At 73.9% G+C, this 18,627-nt stretch carries 4 protein-coding genes; all 4 read left to right on the top strand.

Annotated features, from left to right (window positions below):
- The first annotated feature begins 59 nt into the window (after window positions 1–59).
- The 4 genes from AC07GB_RS06590 to AC07GB_RS06575 are packed head-to-tail and all read left to right on the top strand — an operon-like array spanning window position 60 to window position 18,545.
- Window positions 60–15,800: an amino acid adenylation domain-containing protein gene (locus tag AC07GB_RS06590; protein ID WP_478842235.1), complete on the top strand. Its 15,741-nt coding sequence runs from the start codon at window positions 60–62 to the stop codon at window positions 15,798–15,800.
- Window positions 15,791–17,104: a lysine N(6)-hydroxylase/L-ornithine N(5)-oxygenase family protein gene (locus tag AC07GB_RS06585; RefSeq protein WP_478842233.1), complete on the top strand. Its 1,314-nt coding sequence runs from the start codon at window positions 15,791–15,793 to the stop codon at window positions 17,102–17,104. The genes AC07GB_RS06590 and AC07GB_RS06585 overlap by 10 nt, the downstream gene beginning before the upstream one ends.
- On the top strand, window positions 17,101–17,346 hold the full coding sequence (locus tag AC07GB_RS06580; RefSeq protein ID WP_478842231.1) for an MbtH family protein: 246 nt from the start codon (window positions 17,101–17,103) through the stop codon (window positions 17,344–17,346). The genes AC07GB_RS06585 and AC07GB_RS06580 overlap by 4 nt, the downstream gene beginning before the upstream one ends.
- Complete coding sequence (locus AC07GB_RS06575) at window positions 17,343–18,545, top strand: cytochrome P450 (protein ID WP_478842229.1); 1,203 nt, start codon at window positions 17,343–17,345, stop codon at window positions 18,543–18,545. Before AC07GB_RS06580 ends, AC07GB_RS06575 begins: the two co-directional genes overlap by 4 nt.
- Window positions 18,546–18,627: the final 82 nt, after the last annotated feature.

Here is an 18,627-nt window from a genome sequence, read left to right as displayed (position 1 = left end):
AGCGTGCGCTGTCTACCGGCCCTGGCTCGCGTGGCGAGAATGATCGAGGAGCGGACGAAGTGATCCCTATCTCCTTCGCACAACGGCGGCTGTGGTTCATCGACCGGCTCGAAGGGCCCTCAGCGGTCTACAACGTGCCCTTCGAGGTGACGCTCCACGGCGAGCTGGACGTCACCGCGCTGCGCGCGGCCCTGCGGGACGTCGTCGTCCGCCACGAGTCCCTGCGCACGGTGTTCATCGAGGACGAGGACGGCGTACCCACGCAGAAGATCGTCCCGGTGAGCCGCCTTGTGCTGCCCGTGCCGGTGACGGTCGTTGCGCCCGACGACCTGGAGGCCGCGGTGGCACAGGAGGCGGCCCACCGCTTCGACCTGTCCACCGACATCCCCGTCCGCGCGAGCCTGCTGCGGTCGGCGCCGGACCGGCACACGCTGGTCCTGGTGGTCCACCACGTCGCCGTCGACGGGGAGTCGACGGAAATACTCGCCCGCGACCTGACCACCGCCTACCGGGCCCGCGCCACCGGCCATGAGCCGAAGTGGCCGGACCTGCCGGTGCAGTACCGGGACTACGCCGTGTGGCAGCGGGAGATCCTGGGGGACGAGCACGACCCCGACAGCGTGCTCGCCACCCAGCTCAGGTACTGGAAGGCCGAACTGGCCGGCGCCCCCGAGCAGCTGCGGCTGCCCACCGACCGGCCGCGGCCCCCGCGGCCGAGCCGCCGCGGCGACCTCGTGTCCGTCGCCATCGAGCCCGGCCTGGTGGCCGCCGTCGAGGACCTGGCGGCGGCCAGGGGCGTCACCACGCCCATGGTGCTCCAGTCCGCCCTCGCCGTCCTGCTGCACCACCTGGGCGCGGGCGAGGACATCACGATCGGCGCCACCGTCGCGGGCCGCAACGACGACGCCATGGCCGACCTGATCGGGTTCTTCGTCAACAGCTGGGTGCTGCGGGCCGACCTCAGCGGCAACCCGTCGCTCGGGACGGTGCTCGACCGCGTACGGGACAAGGCCCTGAGCGCGTACGAGAACCAGGACGCCCCCTTCGAGCGGCTCGTCGAGGCCCTCAACCCCGAGCGCTCCACCGCCTACCACCCGCTGTTCCAGGTGATGTTCAGCTGGCAGAACAACCAGCGCATGGACCTGGACCTGCCCAAACTCCGGGCCTCCATGCGGACCGTGGCGACACCGACGGCCAAGTTCGACCTGGAGTTCAACTTCACCGACGCCGCCCCGGGGATGGTGTGCAACCTGGAGTACGCCACCGACCTGTTCGAGCGCGACACCGTCGTGCGCGTCGGGGAACGCCTGGTACGGGTGCTGCGCCGGCTCACCGCGGACACCGACGCCCCGATCAGCGCGGTGGACGTGCTGACCCCGGCCGAGCACGCGCTGCTGGCGCGGTGGAACGACACCGCGGCCCCGATCCCCCGGGCGACCGTCCCCGAACTCTTCGAGCGCCAGGCCGAGGCGACGCCCGACGCGGTGGCGCTGGTCCACGACGGGCACGAGCTGACCTACCGGCAGGTGGAGGAGCGGGCGACCCGGATCGCCCGCGCCCTGGTCCGCGGGGGCGCGGCCCCCGAGACGCTGGTCGCCCTCGCGCTGCCGCGGTCGGCGGACCTCGTGGTCGCCCTCCTTGCGATCCTGAAGTCCGGCGCCGCGTACCTGCCCGTCGACCCCCGCTATCCGAGCACCCGCCTGGAGCACGTCCTCGCCGAGGCCCGCCCGGTGTTCGTCCTCACCGCGGCGGACACGGCGGGCGCGCTGCCGACGGGGGACCTTCCCGTGGTGTGCCTGGAGGACCTGACGGCCGAGGACACGGGCCCGGACGTCACGGTGGCCGCCCCGCACCCGGACGGCCTGGCCTACGTCCTGTACACGTCCGGCTCCACGGGCACGCCCAAGGGCGCCGCGATCACCCACCGCGGCGTGGTCAACGGCGTGACCCAGCTCGCGGCCGCGCTCGGACTGCGGCCGGGCGCCCGCATGCTGGCCGGCACGTCGATCGGCTTCGACGTGTCCGTCTTCGAGATCGCCACCACGCTGGCCACCGGCGGCACCGTCGAGGTCGTGCGGGACGTCCTTGAACTGGGGGAGCGGGGCGGCTGGACCGGCAGCGTGATCAGCTCCGTGCCCTCGGTCTTCGCCGAACTCGTCGACCAGATCGCCCCGCACACCCAGGTCGAGAGCCTGGTCTTCGCCGGCGAGGCGCTGCCCACGTCACTGGTGCGCCAGGTGCAACAGGCCTTCCCAGGGGTCCGCGTGGTCAACGGGTACGGCCAGAGCGAGAGCTTCTACGCGACCGCGCACGTCATCCAGGACCCGCCCCCGCCGGACGCGTCGAGCAGCTCACCCATCGGCACCCCCCTCGGCAACATGCGCACCTACGTCCTGGGTCCGGGACTCGCACCCGTGGCCCCGGGAGTCGTCGGGGAGCTGTACGTCGCCGGCGAGGTGGGCCGCGGCTACCACGGCCGCGCCGCGCTGACCGCCGAACGCTTCGTGGCCGACCCCTTCGGGCCGCCCGGGCAGCGCATGTACCGCACCGGCGACCTCGTCCGCCAGGACGCCGATGGCCGCCTTGAGTTCGTCGGGCGCGACGACAGCCAGATGAAGGTCCGCGGCTTCCGGATCGAACCCGCCGAGATCGAGGCCGCGCTGACCGCGCACCCCGGCGTGACCCACGCCGTGGTGACCACGCACGACCTGCCCACCGGCCGCCACCTGGTGGGCTACGTGGTCCCGACCGGGCGCACCGCGCGCCACACCGGCAGCGGCGGGCGCCACCAGAACGTCGACCTGTCCGCCGGGCTCTCGATCGCCGAGCTGCGCGCCTTCGTCGTGAAGCGCCTGCCGGAGTTCATGGTGCCGGCCGCCTTCGTGGTCCTCGACCAGCTGCCGTTGACCCCGACCGGCAAGCTGGACCGCGCGGCGCTGCCCGCCCCCGAGTTCACCGGCGGTGTGTACCGCGCCCCGAGCACCCCCGAGGAGGAGATCCTCGTCGCGGTGTACGCCGGAGTCCTCGGCGTGGACCGGGTCGGCGTCGACGACGACTTCTTCACCCGGGGCGGCGACAGCATCCGCTCGATCCAGGTCGTCGCCCGGGCCCGGGCCCACGGCATCGAGCTGACCTCCCGCGAGGTCTTCCAGTGCCGCACGGTGGCACGCCTCGCGGAGCTTGCCTGCTCGCGCTCGGGCACCGACGAGCACCTGGCGGAGCTGGACGGCGGCGGCGTGGGGTTCCTGCCGCTGCCGCCCGTGGCCCGGTTCATGCGGGAACTGGGCGGCGGGTACGACCGCTTCTCCATGTCCATGGTGCTCGACCTCCCCGAGGGCATCGACGAGGCCGGTCTCGTGGCGACCCTGACCGCCGTGCTCGACCGGCACGACGTGCTCCGGTCCCGCCTCGACGCCGACGGCCTGCGGATCCTGCCGCCGGGCTCGGTGGACGCCCGCGCCCTGCTGCGCCGCGTGCCGCGGGACGAGCCGTGGGAGGACCAGGCCCGCGCGGAACTGGACGCCGCCACCGGCCGCCTCGACCCCGCGGCCGGCGTCATGGCGCAGTACGTGTGGTGCGACCCGGGGCGGCTCCTGATGGTGCTGCACCACCTCGTGGTGGACGCCGTCTCCTGGCGGATCCTGCTCCCGGACCTCGCGGCGGCCTGGGAGCGGGTGCGCGAGAACCGGACGCCGACCCTCCCCGACGTGGGCACCTCACTGCGCCGCTGGACGCACGCGTTGGCCGAGGAGGCGCCGCGCCGGAGTGCCGAGATGCCGCTGTGGCGCTCCGTGGTCCAGGGCCCCGACCCGGTGCTCGGCACCCGCCGCCCGGACCCCGCCGTGGACGTCATGTCCACCGTCGAGCACCTGTGGGTGCGGGTGCCCGCCCAGGTCACCGAGGCAGTGCTGACCGACGTGCCCCGGACGTTCCACGGCGGCGTCAACGACGGCCTGCTGGCCGCCCTGGCCCTCGCGGTCCGGCGGTGGCGGCGGGCCCGGGGCGTCGAGGAGAGTTCGCTGCTCGTACGCCTCGAAGGCCACGGCCGCGAGGAGGACGTGGTGCCGGGCGCGGACCTGTCCCGCACGGTGGGCTGGTTCACCAGCATGTTCCCCGTACGCCTGGACGTCGCCGGAGCGGACGACAGCGCCGGGCCGGGCGACGGCACGCCGGACGGCGCCTTCGCCTCGGGCCCGGCCCTGGGCCGCGCCGTCAAGGCGGTCAAGGAGCAACTGCTGCGCATCCCGGACAAGGGGCTCGGCTACGGCCTCCTGCGCTACCTGAACGAGGACACCGCGGCCGAGCTGGCGGGGCTGCCCTCCGGCCAGATCGCGTTCAACTACGTCGGCCGCTACTCCGAGGCCGACATGCCGGAGAACCTGCGCGGCCTCGGCTGGAACCGCGCCCCCGGCACCGCCGAACTCCTCGCCGACCTCGACCCCGACATGCCCGCCCTGTCCGCGCTCGACGTCAACGCGCTGGTCACCGACACCGAGGAGGGACCCCTGCTCTCGGCCAGGTTCAGCTTCCCCCGCGGGGTCCTGACCGCGCCGGAGGTGCGCGAGCTTGCCGACCTGTGGTGCGCCGCCCTCACGGCCCTCGCGCGGCACGTCACCGAGCCGGGCGCCGGGGGCCTGACGCCGTCGGACGTGCCGCTGGTGACGGTGCGCCAGGCCCAGATCGAGGAGTGGGAGCGCCGCTACCCCGCGGTGGCCGACATCTGGCCGCTGACACCCTTGCAGTCCGGGCTGCTGTTCCACGCGATGCTGGCGGGCTCGGGCTTCGACCCCTACCACGTACAGCTCGTCCTGCATTTGTCCGGCCGGGTCGACCCGGACCGGATGCGCGCGGCGGGACAGAGCCTCCTCGACCGGTACGCGAACCTGCGCGCCGCCTTCGTACCGAACGGCGACGGCGACCACGTACAGGTCATATCCGACCGGATCGAACTGCCCTGGCGGCACCTCGACCTCAGCGGCCAGGAGGGCCACGCCGACCAGGGCGCGGACCTTGAGCGGTTCCTGGAGGACGACCGCAGCACCCACTTCAACCTGGCGTCGCCGCCGCTGCTGCGGCTGTCCCTGGTGACCACGGGCGCGGACACCGCCGAGCTGGTCTTCACCGCCCACCACGTCCTGTTCGACGGATGGTCGGTCCCGCTGCTGCTGCGGGACCTGCTGAAGCTGTACGGCACGGGCGGCGACGCCTCGGCCCTTCCCCGCGTGCGCGGCTACCGGGAGTTCCTCCAGTGGCGCGCGGAGCAGGACCACGAGGCGGCCGCCCGCGCCTGGGCGGCGGAGCTGGACGAGGTGGACGGGCCCACCCTGCTGGCCCCGGGCGCCTCCGCGGTCGGCGCCGCCGACGTGGGCCAGGTGGCCGTCCCGATGTCCCCCGCCCTGGCCCGCGACCTGTCACGGCGCGCCGCCGAGCTGGGCATCACCCTCAACACGCTGGTCCAGGGCACCTGGGCGATCCTCCTCGGCCGGCTGACCGGACGCTCGGACGTGGTGTTCGGCGCCACCGTCTCGGGCCGCCCGCCCGCCGTCCCCGACGTGGACTCCATGGTGGGCGTGTTCATCAACACGCTGCCCGTGCGCGTGCGCTGCCCCGCCGACGACACCCTCGCCGAGCTGCTGACCCGCCAGCAGGACCGCCAGGCGGCGCTGCTCGACCACCACCACCGCGGCCTGGCCGACATCCAGCGGGCCGCGGGCCTGACCCCGCTGTTCGACACCTTCGTCGTCTTCGAGTCGTACCCCATCGACCACGTCGGCCTCAGCGAGGCCTACGCGGGCACCGGGGTGACCGTCACGGGTCTGACGCCCTACGGCGGATCCCACTACCCGCTCGCGGTCGTGGCGGACGCCGACCCGCAGCTGCGGCTCGTCCTCCAGTACCAGCAGCACGTCTTCGACCGCGAGGTGGTCACCGGCATCGCCGACCGCTTCCGGTGGATCCTGCGGCAGTTCGCCGAGGACCCGCGGACCCCGGTCGGCCGCGTCACCCTGCTCGACCCGGCCGAGCGCGACCTTGTGGTCACCCGGTGGAACGACACCGCGCACGCGGTGCCTTCCGTCACCCTCACCGAACTGATCGAGGAGCAGCTCGCCCGGACACCGGCGGCCATCGCGGTGCGGTACGAGGACGAAACCGTCACCCGCGCCGAACTCACCGAGCGCGCCGACCGGCTCGCGCGCCGCCTCGCATCCCGCGGCGCGGGGCCGGAGACCGTCGTGGCCGTGATGCTGCCCCGCTCGGTGGAGATGGTCGTCGCCCTCCTGGCGATCCTGAAGACCGGCGCCGCCTACGTGCCGGTCGACCCGGACCACCCCGCCGACCGGATCGCCCACGTCCACGCCGACGCCCGCCCGGTGCTCACCGTCACCACGCCGGACGCGCCGCTCCCGAGCGGGGCCACCCGCGTCACCGTCGACGAGCCGGACGGGCCTGCCGACACCGCCGCCGCTCCCACGGACACCGGGCGCGGCACCCGTGCGACCCCCGCGAACCTGGCGTACGTCCTGCACACCTCGGGCTCGACCGGCCGGCCGAAGGGCGTGGCGGTCACACACGCCGCCATCGTCAACCGGCTGCTGTGGATGCGCGACCACTACGCGGTCACCGAGGCGGACCGCGTCCTGCACAAGACGCCCCTGACCTTCGACGTCTCGGTGTGGGAGCTGTTCCTGCCGCTGATGTCGGGCGCCACGCTGGTGGTGGCGAGGCCGGACGGGCACCGGGACGCGGACTACTTGGCCGCCCTGGTCCAGCGGGCCCAGGTCACGCTCGTCCACTTCGTCCCTTCGATGCTCCAGGACTTCGTCCAGCACCCCGCGGCGGCCGGGTGCACCAGCCTGCGCGAGGTCATCTCCAGCGGCGAGGCGCTGCCCCCGGCCCTGCGGGACCGGTACCACACCGTCCTCGGCGCCCGCCTGCACAACCTGTACGGGCCCACCGAGGCCGCGGTCGACGTCACCGCCGCGCCGTGTCCGGCGGGGCCGGGCCCGGTCACCCTCGGCCGGCCCGTGTGGAACACCCGGCTCTACGTCCTGGACGAGCGCCTGGCCGCCGTCGCCCCCGGCATGGCAGGGGAGCTGTACCTCGCGGGCGACCAGCTCGCCCGCGGCTACGTCCACCGGCCGGGCATGACGGCCGACCGGTTCGTCGCCGACCCCTTCGGCGCGCCGGGCACGCGCATGTACCGCACGGGCGACCTGGTCCGCTGGGACAGCCAGGGCCAGGTCACCTACCTCGGCAGGACCGACCACCAGGTCAAGATCCGGGGCTGGCGCGTCGAACCCGGCGAGATCGAGGCCGTCCTGACCGACCACCCCGGCGTCGAGCGGGCCGTCGTCCTCGCCCGCGAGAGCGGCGCCGGGCCCCTCCTGGTGGCCTACGTGGTGCCGGACCCGGCCACGGCGCCGGCCGTGGCCAACCTGTGCCGCCTGCGCCGCGAGGGACGGCTCGACGGAAAGGAGCTGCACGAGCTGCCCAACGGCATGACCGTCCACGCCCGCAACCCCTCCAGCACCGCGTTCCTGTACGACGAGATCTTCGCGCACAACGCCTACCTCCAGGCCGGGATCACCCTGCCGCCGGGCGCCCGGGTGGTCGACGTCGGCGGCCACGTCGGCCTGTTCTCGCTGTTCGTCAGCCGGCAGTGGCCCGACGCCCGGATCCACGCGTTCGAACCGATGCCCGAACTCGCCCGGATGTTCCAGCTCAACGCCGAACTGCACGGCATCGACGCCGTGGTGACCAACTGCGGCATCGGCAGCGCGCCCGGCACCGCCGAGTTCACCTACTACCCCGACCTGTCCCTGCTCTCCGGGCGCTTCGCCGACGAGGCCGAGGAGCGCCGCATGCTGGAGCTGGTCGTCGGCGACGACGGCGAGCGGGCCGGGCTCGACGAGGCGGAACTCGCCGAACTGCTGACGGAGCGGCTGCGCAGCGAGCGGCTCACCATCGAGATGCGCACGCTGTCGCAGGTCATACGCGACCACGACCTCCCGGTGATCGACCTGCTGAAGATCGACGCGGAGAAGAGCGAGCTGGACGTCCTGCGGGGCATCGAGCCCGAGCACTGGCCGCTCATCCGCCAGCTGGCCGTCGAGGTCCACGACATCGAAGGACGCCTCACCCACATCCGCGGCCTCCTGCGCGAGCACGGCTTCGACGTCACCGTGCGGCAAGAGGACCAACTGGCCGGCACGGACATGCACTCCGTCTACGCCGTCCGCCCCGGGGCTGTGACCCCGCCGGCCCCGCAGGCCGCCCCCGCACCCGCTGAGCAGCGCTGGTTCAACCCCCGGCAGCTCGGCGACGACCTGCGCGCCCACGCGGCGGACCGCCTGCCCGCCCACCTGGTGCCCACGGCCGTGGTGGCCCTCGACGCCTGGCCGCTGACCAGCAGCGGCAAACTGGACCGGGCCGCGCTGCCCGCCCCCGACCTCGGCGCGGGCGCCGGGCGCGGACGGGCCCCGCGCACCCGGCGCGAAGAACTGCTGTGCCTGCTCTTCGCCGAGGTCCTCGGCCTGGACAAGGTCGGCATCGACGACGACTTCTCGGCCCTTGGCGGCCACTCGCTGCTCGCCACCCGCCTTGTCAGCCGGATCCGGGTGGCCCTGGGGGTGGACGTGCCGATCCGCGCCGTCTTCGACGCGCCCACCGTCGCCGAGCTGGTCGAGCACCTGCCCACCGGTCCTTCGGAGCGCCCCGTGCTGCGCCGCGCCGAACCGCGGCCCGACCATGTGCCGCTGTCACCCGCCCAGCACCGCGTCTGGTTCGCCCACCGCTTCGACGGGGCGTCCGCGACCTACAACGTCCCCATCGTGCTGCGCCTGGACGGCGCCCTGGACGTCGCCGCCCTGCGCAGGGCGCTGCGGGACGTGGTGGCGCGCCACGAGAGCCTGCGCACGCTGGTCGCGCAGGACGACGACGCCGTGCCCTTCCAGCGGATCCTGCCGATCGGCCAGGTGTCCCTGGACGTCCCCGTCGTCCAGGTCGACCCCGCCGCCCTCGACGACGCCGTCGCCGACGCCGCGGTCCACCTCATCGACCTGGCGACCGAACCCCCGGTGCGCGCCCGCGCCTTCCGGTGCGGCCCCCAGGAACACGTACTGCTGCTGCTCATCCACCACATCGCGGGCGACGGCGAGTCCATCGCCCCCCTGATGCGCGACCTGAGCACGGCGTACGCCGCCCGGCTGCGCGGCTCCGCGCCGGAGTGGCGTGAACTGCCCGTGCAGTACGTCGACTACACCCTGTGGCAGCGGCAACTGCTGGGGGACGAGGAGGACCCCGCGAGCGTGCTGGCCACCCAGGCCGACTACTGGCGTGCCGAACTCGACGGCGTACCGCAGCCGTTGCGCCTGCCGACCGACCGCCCCCGGCCCGCCGTCATGAGCCACCGCGGCGACCTCGTGACCTTCCCGCTGGACCCCGGCCTGATGACCGCCGTGGAGGAACTGGCCGCCGCCCGCGGCGCGACGACGTCCATGGTCCTCCAGGCGGCCCTCGCGGCGCTCCTGCGCGACCTGGGCTGCGGCGACGACCTCACCATCGGGTCCCCGATCGCGGGCCGCACCGAGGAGGCGCTGACGGACCTGGTCGGGTTCTTCGTCAACACCTGGGTGCTGCGCGTCAGGACCCCGCGGAATCCCACGTTCGCCGAGGTCCTCGACGAGGTGCGGCACCGCGCCCTGGCGGCCTACGACCACCAGGACATCCCCTTCGAAAGGCTGGTGGAGCTGCTCAACCCGGAGCGGTCCACGGCCTACCACCCGCTGTTCCAGGTCATGTTCTCCTGGCAGAACGTCACCGACGGCGACTTCGAGCTGAGCGGGCTCCGGACGGCCATGGACACCGTCGACACCGCCACGGCCAAGCTCGAACTGTCCTTCATCATGGTCGACGTCCCCGGCCGCGGCGTGACGGGCTACGTCGAATACGCCACCGACCTGTTCGACCGCGCCACCGTCGAGGACCTGGCGCGCCGGTTCGTCGAGCTGCTGCGCGGCGCCGTGGCCGACCCCCGCGCCCCGCTCGGCGTGGTCGACGCCCCGGCCCCCGCCGCCGCCAGGCGGACCGCGCCCACCGCCACCTACCAGGCGCCGCGGACGCCGACGGAAGCGGCGCTCGCCGCCGTCGTCGTCGACGTCCTCGGCATCGAGCGGGTCGGCGTCCACGACGACTACTTCCTGGCCGGAGGCGACAGCATCCGGTCCATCCAGGTGGTCTCGCGGGCCAAGGCGCGGGGCGTCGAGATCACCCCGCGGGAGATGTTCGAGCTGCGGACCGTGGCCAAGCTCGCGGCGCGGGCCGACGAGCGGGCCGCCCTCGCGCGCACCCCTGCGGAGCCGGGCGACAGCGGCCTCGGCACCCTGCCGCTGCCGCCCATGGGGGCGTACCTGCTGGAGCACGGGCCGATCGACCGCTTCGCCATGGCCACCGTGCTCGACCTGCCCGCCGACATCGACGAGGCGGGGCTCCTCGCCACGCTCACCGCGGTCGTCGACCACCACGACATGCTGCGCTCCCGCCTCGTGGACGGCGCGCTGCGTATCGAGCCGCCGGGCTCGGTGGACGTCCGCGCCCTCGTCACCCGGGCCGAGCGCGCCGAAGGCGACGGCACGGCCGGCCTCCAGCGCGAGCTGGACACCGCCCTCGGCCTGCTCGACCCGGCGGCAGGCGTGATGGCGCGCTTCGTCTGGGCCGACCCCGGGCTGCTCGTCGTCGCCCTGCACCACCTGGTCGTGGACGCGGTGTCCTGGCGCGTCCTGCTGCCCGACCTCGCCGCCGCCTGGGACCGCGTCAGGGCCGGTGACACGCCCCGGCTCCCGGCGGTCGGCACCTCCTTCCGGCACTGGACGCGCACGCTCGCCCACCTGGCGGCGACGGACGAGCTGACGGCGGAGCTGCCGCTGTGGCGGTCCGTCCTCGACGGCCCCGACCCGCTCATCGGCGGCCGGGCCCTCGACCCGGCCGTCGACGTCCAGGCCACGGCGGAAAGCCTGGACGTGGAGGTGCCGCCCGACCTGACGACGGAACTGCTCACCACAGTGCCCGCCGCCTTCCGCTGCGGGCCTGGCGAGGGGCTCCTGGCCGCGCTCGCGCTCGCCGTCGGCCGGTGGCGCCAGGCGCGCGGAGTGACCGAGCCCTCGACGCTGCTGCGCGTGGAAGGCCACGGCCGGGAGGAGACCATCGCCTCGGGGACCGACCTGTCGCGCACGGTGGGCTGGTTCACCAGCCTCTTCCCGCTCCGCGTCGACCTGCCCGGGACGGCGCTGCGGCCGGCCGCCGACGACGCCGATCCGGCCCTCGTGGAGGCGGCCGTCGGCGACGTGGTCAAGGCCGTCCGCACCCAGCTGCTCCGGATGCCCCACAAGGGCCTCGGCTACGGCATGCTGCGCCACCTGAACGAGGAGGCCGCCGCCGACCTCGCGCGCTACCCCTCCGGCCAGGTGACCTTCAACTACCTCGGCCGGTTCGCGGCGACGGACATGCCCGAGCACCTGCGCTCCCTGGGCTGGACCGAGGCCCCCTGCGCCGCCGGCCTGACCGTGCGGTGCGACCCGGACATGTCCCTGATGTCCACGCTGGACGTGAACGCGTACGTCACCGAGACCGCGGACGGGCCCCGCCTCACCGCACGCTTCGGCTTCGCCGGCCGGGTGCTGACCCGGGACGAGGTGAGCGGCCTCGCCGAGCTGTGGCGCACCGCCCTCGCCCAACTGGCGCGCCACGCCGCCCGGCCCGGCGCGGGCGGGCTCGTCCCGGCCGACGTGCCCCTGGTGGCGGTGCGGCAGGCGCAGATCGACACCTGGCGGCAGCGCCACCCCGCGCTCTCGGACATCTGGCCGCTCACGGCCCTCCAGTCCGGCCTGCTCTTCCAGTCCCTGCTCTCCGGCACCGGCTACGACCCCTACCACGTACAACTGGTGCACGACCTGGCAGGGACGGTGGACCCGGCCCGGCTGCGCGCGGCGGGGCAGGCCCTGCTGGACCGGCACCCCAACCTGCGTGTCGCCTTCGCGGGCGACGCCGCGGGGGAGTGGGTCCAACTGGTCCTGGACGACGTCACGTTGCCCTGGCGGGAAGCGGACCTGCGCGACCTCGCCGAGCCGGAGCGGGACCGGGCGCTGCGGCGGCTCCTCGCCGACGACGCGGCCGCCCACTTCGACCCGGCGGCGGCGCCGCTGATCCGGCTCACCCTGGTCCTGACGGGAGCCGATGCGGCCGTCCTGGTGCTCACCGCCCACCACGTCCTGCTCGACGGGTGGTCGGTGCCGCTGCTCATGCGCGAACTGCTGTGGCTGTACGCGGCCGGCGGCGACGCCTCGGCGCTGCCACCGCCGCCCGCCTACCGGGACTTCCTCACCTGGCTGGCCGGTCAGGACCGGGAGGCGTCCGCCCGCGCCTGGGCACAGGAGCTGGACGGCGTCGAGGAACCCACCCTCCTGGCCCCCTCCCGGCAGCCGCGGCCGACGGCTCCGGAGAGCACCGCCCGGCGCCTGGAGGTCCCGCTGCCCGAGGACATCGCTACCGAACTGCCGCGCAGGGCAGCCGAGATGGGCGTCACCCTCAGCACCCTGGTGCACGGGGTGTGGGGGATCGTCCTCGCGGGTCTGACCGGACGGCGGGACGTGCTGTTCGGCACCACGGTCTCGGGACGTCCTCCCGCCGTGGCGGACGTGGAGTCGATGGTCGGCCTGTTCATCAACACCGTCCCGGTCCGGCTCACCTGCACCCCCTGGACCACCCTCCAGCACGTCCTCACCGACCTCCAGCGTCGGCAGACCGCGCTGCTCGACCACCACCACCATCCACTGACCGACATCAGGCGGCGGACGGGCCTGCCCGACCTCTTCGACACCGTCGCCGTCTTCGAGGCCGCTCCCTCCAGGACCTCCGACTCCTCCGACCCGCCGCCGGACGACGACCCGGGCGACACCGGCGGCATCACGGTTCCGCTGCCGGACGACGAGCCGAAGGACACCGGCGGCATCACGATCACCGGAGTCACCTCACCCAACGGCACGCACTACCCCCTCGGCGTCGCGGCGTCCGCCGACCCCGCCCTGCGCGTCGTCGTCGAGTACCAACAGGCCCTGTTCGCCCCCGAGACCGCCGCGGAGGTCGTCAACCGGCTGGCCGCGGTCCTGCGCACCCTGGCCGAGGCCCCGGACACACCGATCGGGGCGATCACCACCGAGGCCGCCCCCGCGCGCCGGCGGGCGCCCGAGCCGGTCCCCGGCACGCTCACGGAACTCTTCGCCTCCCAGGTCACCGCGAGCCCCGACGCGACCGCCGTGGCGCACGGGCCGCACGCGCTGACCTACAAGGACCTCGACGCCCGCTCCGACCGGTTGGCCGGGGCCCTGCTCCAGCACGGGGTGGGCCCGGAGTCGGTGGTGGCGGTCTCCGCCCGGCGCTCACCCGAGCTGATCGTGGCGCTGCTCGCCGTGGCCAAGGCGGGCGGCGCCTACCTGCCCGTCGACGCCGGCTACCCGGACCAGCGCATCGCCTACATGATGGCCGACTCGGGGGCGTGCCTGACCCTGGCGGACGCCACCACCGCGGAGGCGCTGGCACGGCTCCCCGTACCGGTGCTGCGCCTCGACCACCCGCTGCCCGAGGGCGAGGAGGTGACCGTCCCCGGCACCACCGACCCCGACGGCCTCGCGTACGTGCTGTACACCTCGGGGTCCACGGGGCGGCCCAAGAGCGTCGCGGTCCCGCACCGGGGCATCGCCGCCCTCGTCGCGGCGCACGCCGACAGGCTGGAGGTGACGTCCGGCAGCCGCATGCTCCAGTTGTTGTCGCCGAGCTTCGACGTCTCGCTGTGCGAGATCTACACGACGCTGCTGTCGGGGGCGACCCTGGTGGTGGCCGACGAGGCCGAGCTGACCGCCGGGCCGGTGCTCGCCGCCACCGTCGCGAAGAACCGCGTGACGCACCTGATGTGCCCGATCGGGGCGCTCGCGCAGCTGCCGCCGGGAGCCCTGTCCACCGTCACCTCGCTCGCGACCGGCGGCGAGCTGATCCCGCCCGACCTGGTGAGCAGGTGGGCTCCGGGACGGCGCATGGTCAACATCTACGGCCTCACCGAGACCACCGCGGCCACCCTCATGACCGCCCCGCTCACCGGCGACGAGGGCATCCCGCCGATCGGCCGCCCCATCCCCGGCTCCCAGGTGTACGTGCTCGACGCCGCGCTGCGGCCGCTTCCCGCGGGGATCCCGGGGGAGCTGTACATCGCCGGTGCCGGAGTGGCGCGCGGGTATCTCGGCCGCCGGGCGCTCACCGCACAGCGCTTCGTGGCCTGCCCGTTCGGGCCCGCGGGCGAGCGGATGTACCGCACCGGCGACGTCGTCGCGTGGACCGCGGACGGCGAACTGGCCTTCCGCGGACGCGAGGACGACCAGATCAAACTCCGCGGACTGCGCATCGAGCTGGGCGAGGTCGAGGCGGCCCTCCTGGAGCACCCGGCGGTCGACCGGGCCGTGGTCGTCGTCGACGCGCCCGGCGGCGACGAGCGCCTGGTCGGCTACGTCACGCTCACCGAGCGCGGCGGCGCGACGGCACAGGCCGAGCTGCGGGCCCACCTGCGGGAGCGCCTGCCGGAGCACGCCGTACCCGCCGTCGTCATGGTCGTCGACGACATCCCGCTGACGGCGAGCGCGAAGCCGGACAGGCGCGCCCTGCCGGCCCCGGACTACGCCCGGTCCTCGACCGGCCGGCCCCCGCGAACCCTGCGGGAACGCCTGCTGTGCGACCTGTTCGCCGAGACGCTGGGACTCGACCGGGTCGGCGTCGACGACGGCTTCTTCGCCCTGGGCGGGCACTCCCTCTCGGCGGCGCGCCTGGTCAACCGCATCCGCGTCGTGACCGGCGCCGACGTACCGCTCGCCACCGTGTTCCAGCACCCGACCGCCGCCGAACTCGCCGAGGCCGTGGCGGCGGACGACGCCCCGGCCGGGCCCACCGACCCGCTGGCCCCCGTCCTGCCCATCAGGACCCGGGGCGACCGCGAACCCCTGTGGTGGATCCACCCCGGCGGCGGGATCTGCTGGCCCTATCTGGGGCTCGCCGCGCTGCTTCCGCGGGACCGGCCCGCGTACGGCATCCAGGCCAAGGGGCTCGACGGGTCGGCCGCGCTGCCCCGGTCCGTCGAGGAGATGGTGGCGGACTACGCCGACGAGATCCTGGCCGTCCAGGCGGCGGGCCCCTTCCACGTGATGGGCCACTCGGTCGGCGGGACGCTCGCCCACGCGGTGGCCGCGGAACTACAGCGCCGCGGCCACGAGGTGGGCCTCCTCGCCCTGCTCGACAGCGCGCCCGGCGAGCACCTGGCCGCCCAGGCACCGCCCACCGAGGCCGCCGTGCGGGACTACTTCGCCGAACACCTCACCGGCGGGGCCGACGCGCCGTTCGTGGAGACGGCGGTCGCCGCGATCGTCAACTACACCGGTCTGATCGGGGACTTCACCTCACCCGTGTACCGGGGCGACGCCCTGCTCTTCAACGCGGTGCCGCGGCCCGGGGGCGGCTTCGCCGGGCACTGGCGCCCGTACGTCCACGGCTCCCTGCACCAGTACGACATCACCGGCGCACACGAGGACCTGTACCTGCCCGGCCCCGCCACCGAGATCTGCCAGGTCATCGCCCGTCATCTCGCCGGAGAACGACGGCGCACGACGATGAACGAGGCCGCGCGCCGGCGGTCGCCGGCGGGCGACGACGGCGGCCGCCGGCCGAAGCCGGTGGAAGAAGACGAAGGGACTTCCCCGTGGACGTGAAAGGACCGGACACCTACGACGTCGTGGGCATCGGCTTCGGGCCCGCCAACCTCTCGCTCGCCATCGCGCTGGAGGAGCACCCCGACCCGGTCACCTCCGCGTTCTTCGAACAGCGGGCCTCGCTGAGCTGGCACCGCGGCATGCTGCTGCCGTCGGCGAAGATGCAGGTCTCGTTCCTCAAGGACCTGGCCACCTTCCGCAACCCCACCTCGCCCTACAGCTTCGTCGCCTATCTGCACGCGTCGGGCCGCCTCGCGAGGTTCGTCAACAACCAGGACTTCTATCCGACCCGCAAGGAGTTCCACGACTACCTGGAGTGGGCGGAGGCCAGGCTGCGCCCGCGCGTCCGCTACGGCTCGCGGGTCACCGCCCTGCGCACACCGGCGGGGGCCCGCACACCGCTGGACCACGTCCTGCTCACGGTGTGCGACACGGCCCCCGGCGGCGCCACCCGCCTGGTGAAGGCGCGCAACGTCGTCATCGCCACCGGGCTCGTGCCGAGGATGCCGGCCGGGGTGGAGGCCGACGCGTCCGTCTGGCACAGCTCGGAGTTCCTCGACCGGTTCCGGCACCACCACCGCCCGCTGCGGCGCGTGGCCGTCGCCGGGGCGGGGCAGAGCGCCGCCGAGATCGTCGGGTTCCTCCACGACACCCTGCCGGACGCGGAGATCTACGCGATCGTCCCGGCGTACGGCTACTCGATCGCGGACAACACGCCGTTCGCCAACCAGGTCTTCGACCCCGGCGCGATCGACGACTACTTCCACGGGACGCGGCGCTCACGCGACGCCTTCTGGCACTACCACAAGAACACCAACTACTCGGTGGTCGACAGCGAGGTCATCAAGGGCCTCTACCGGCGGGCCTACGACGACGACCTCGCGGGCACGCGGCGGCTGCGCTTCCTCAACCTGACACGGGTGGTGGGCGTGAAGTCCGTCCAGAACGACGTCCGGGTCACGCTGCACTCCACGGCCCGCGAGGAGTCCTGTGACGTGGACCTCGACGTGCTGGTCTGCGCCACCGGGTACGAGCCCATGGACCCCGCGGCGGTCCTGGGCGACCTCGCCCCCTGGTGCCTGCGCGACGCCGAGGGACGACTCCAGGTCGACCGGGACTTCCGGCTCGTCACCGCGCCCGGCCTGCACTGCGGGATCTATGTGCAGGGCGGCACCGAGCACACCCACGGACTGTCCTCGTCGCTGCTCTCGAACCTGGCCACGCGCAGCGGCGAGATCACCGTGTCGATCGCGAACAGACTGGCCGGTGCGAGCGCCGGCGGAGACAAGGGAGTCCTTCCATGAGCGCCAACCCCTTCGACGCGGCGGACGGGGACTTCCTCGTCCTGGTCAACGACGAGGACCAGCACGCGCTGTGGCCGTCGTTCGCTCCGGTGCCCCAGGGCTGGCGCGTGGTCTTCGGCGGCGCGCGGCGGGACGCGTGCCTGGCGTACGTGGAGGAGCACTGGACCGATCTGCGGCCCCGGAGCCTGCGCGCGGCCATGGCCGCGCCGGCCGGCGGGCCGGCGGCGGGTGCGGGCCGATGACCTCCCTCGCCGAGCGGTGGGGCATCCACCCCGATCAGTTCTGGTTGTACGGCCGCCCGCTGGAGCGGCCCGTGCGGTACGACGAGTCCATGGACGCCTGGAACGTCTACGGCCACGCCGAGGTGCTGGAGGCCCTCGGCACGCCCGGGGCGTTCTCGTCGGCGGAGACGGCGCGGCTCATGCCCGACAACGCCGGTGACTCCTTCACCGAGGGCGATCTGCTCCAGATGGACCCGCCCGACCACCGCTGGCTGCGCGACGTGGTGCGGCACGCCTTCACGCCGAAGGTCGTGGCCGAACTGGAGCCCCAGATCACCCAGCTCGCCCGCCAACTCCTCGACGCCGTCCGGGACGAGGACGAGTTCGACCTGATGACGTCGATCGCCTACCCCCTGCCGGTGACGGTGGTGGCCGAGCTGCTCGGCATCCCGGCCGGGGACCGCCATCTGTTCGAGGCGTGGATGACCGGGGTGGTCGGCGAGATGGGCGACACGTCGCTCGCCGACAGCGTCGAGGAGCAGGAGCGCGCCTTCGGGGCCGCGATGGAGTACATGCGCGCGATGCTCGGCTATCTGCGGGAGCACATCGCGCGGTGCCGCCGCAGCCCCCGCGACGATCTGCTGGGCGGGCTGCTCGCGGCCGAGCTGAACGGGCAGCGGCTCAGCGACGAGCACATCGTCGGCTTCGCCAAGATGCTGCTCATCGCCGGGTATCTGTCGACCACGATGCTGCTCGGCAACACGGTGCTGTGCCTGGACCACTTCCCCGAGCAGCTGGCGCGCGTCCGGGCGGACCGCAGGCTCGTGCCGGGTCTGATCGAGGAGTCCTTGCGCTATCTGAGCCCTGTCGCGGCGACCTACCGGGCCACCGCCACCGACGTGGAGCTGGCGGGGCAGCGGCTGCCCGCGGGGAAGATGGTCCTGCTGTGGTTCGGGGCGGCGAACCGCGACGAGCGGGTGTTCGCCGACCCGATGGCGTTCGACCCGGGCCGCACGCCCAACCCGCAGCTCGGCTTCGGCCGGGGCATCCACTTCTGTCTGGGTGCCTCCCTGGCGCGGATGGAGGGCCGGGTCACGCTGAACATGCTCCTGGACCGCTACGCGGAGCTGCGCACCGACCCCGACAAGCCCCCCACCTTCATGCAGGCGCCCGACACCATGGGCGTCTCGTCGCTGCCGATCCGCGTCCGCGCCGGCTGAGCGGCGCGGGAGCCGCGGGCGAGCCGGGCCTGAGCCATGGGGAAAGGCCCGGCGCCGTCCCCCGACCTCCGTGGGTCGCGGG

The organism is Streptomyces sp. NPDC045778 (assembly GCF_056431945.1).
Note: the sequence above shows the minus strand (reverse complement) of the source record. Positions and strands in the feature narration are given on the sequence as shown.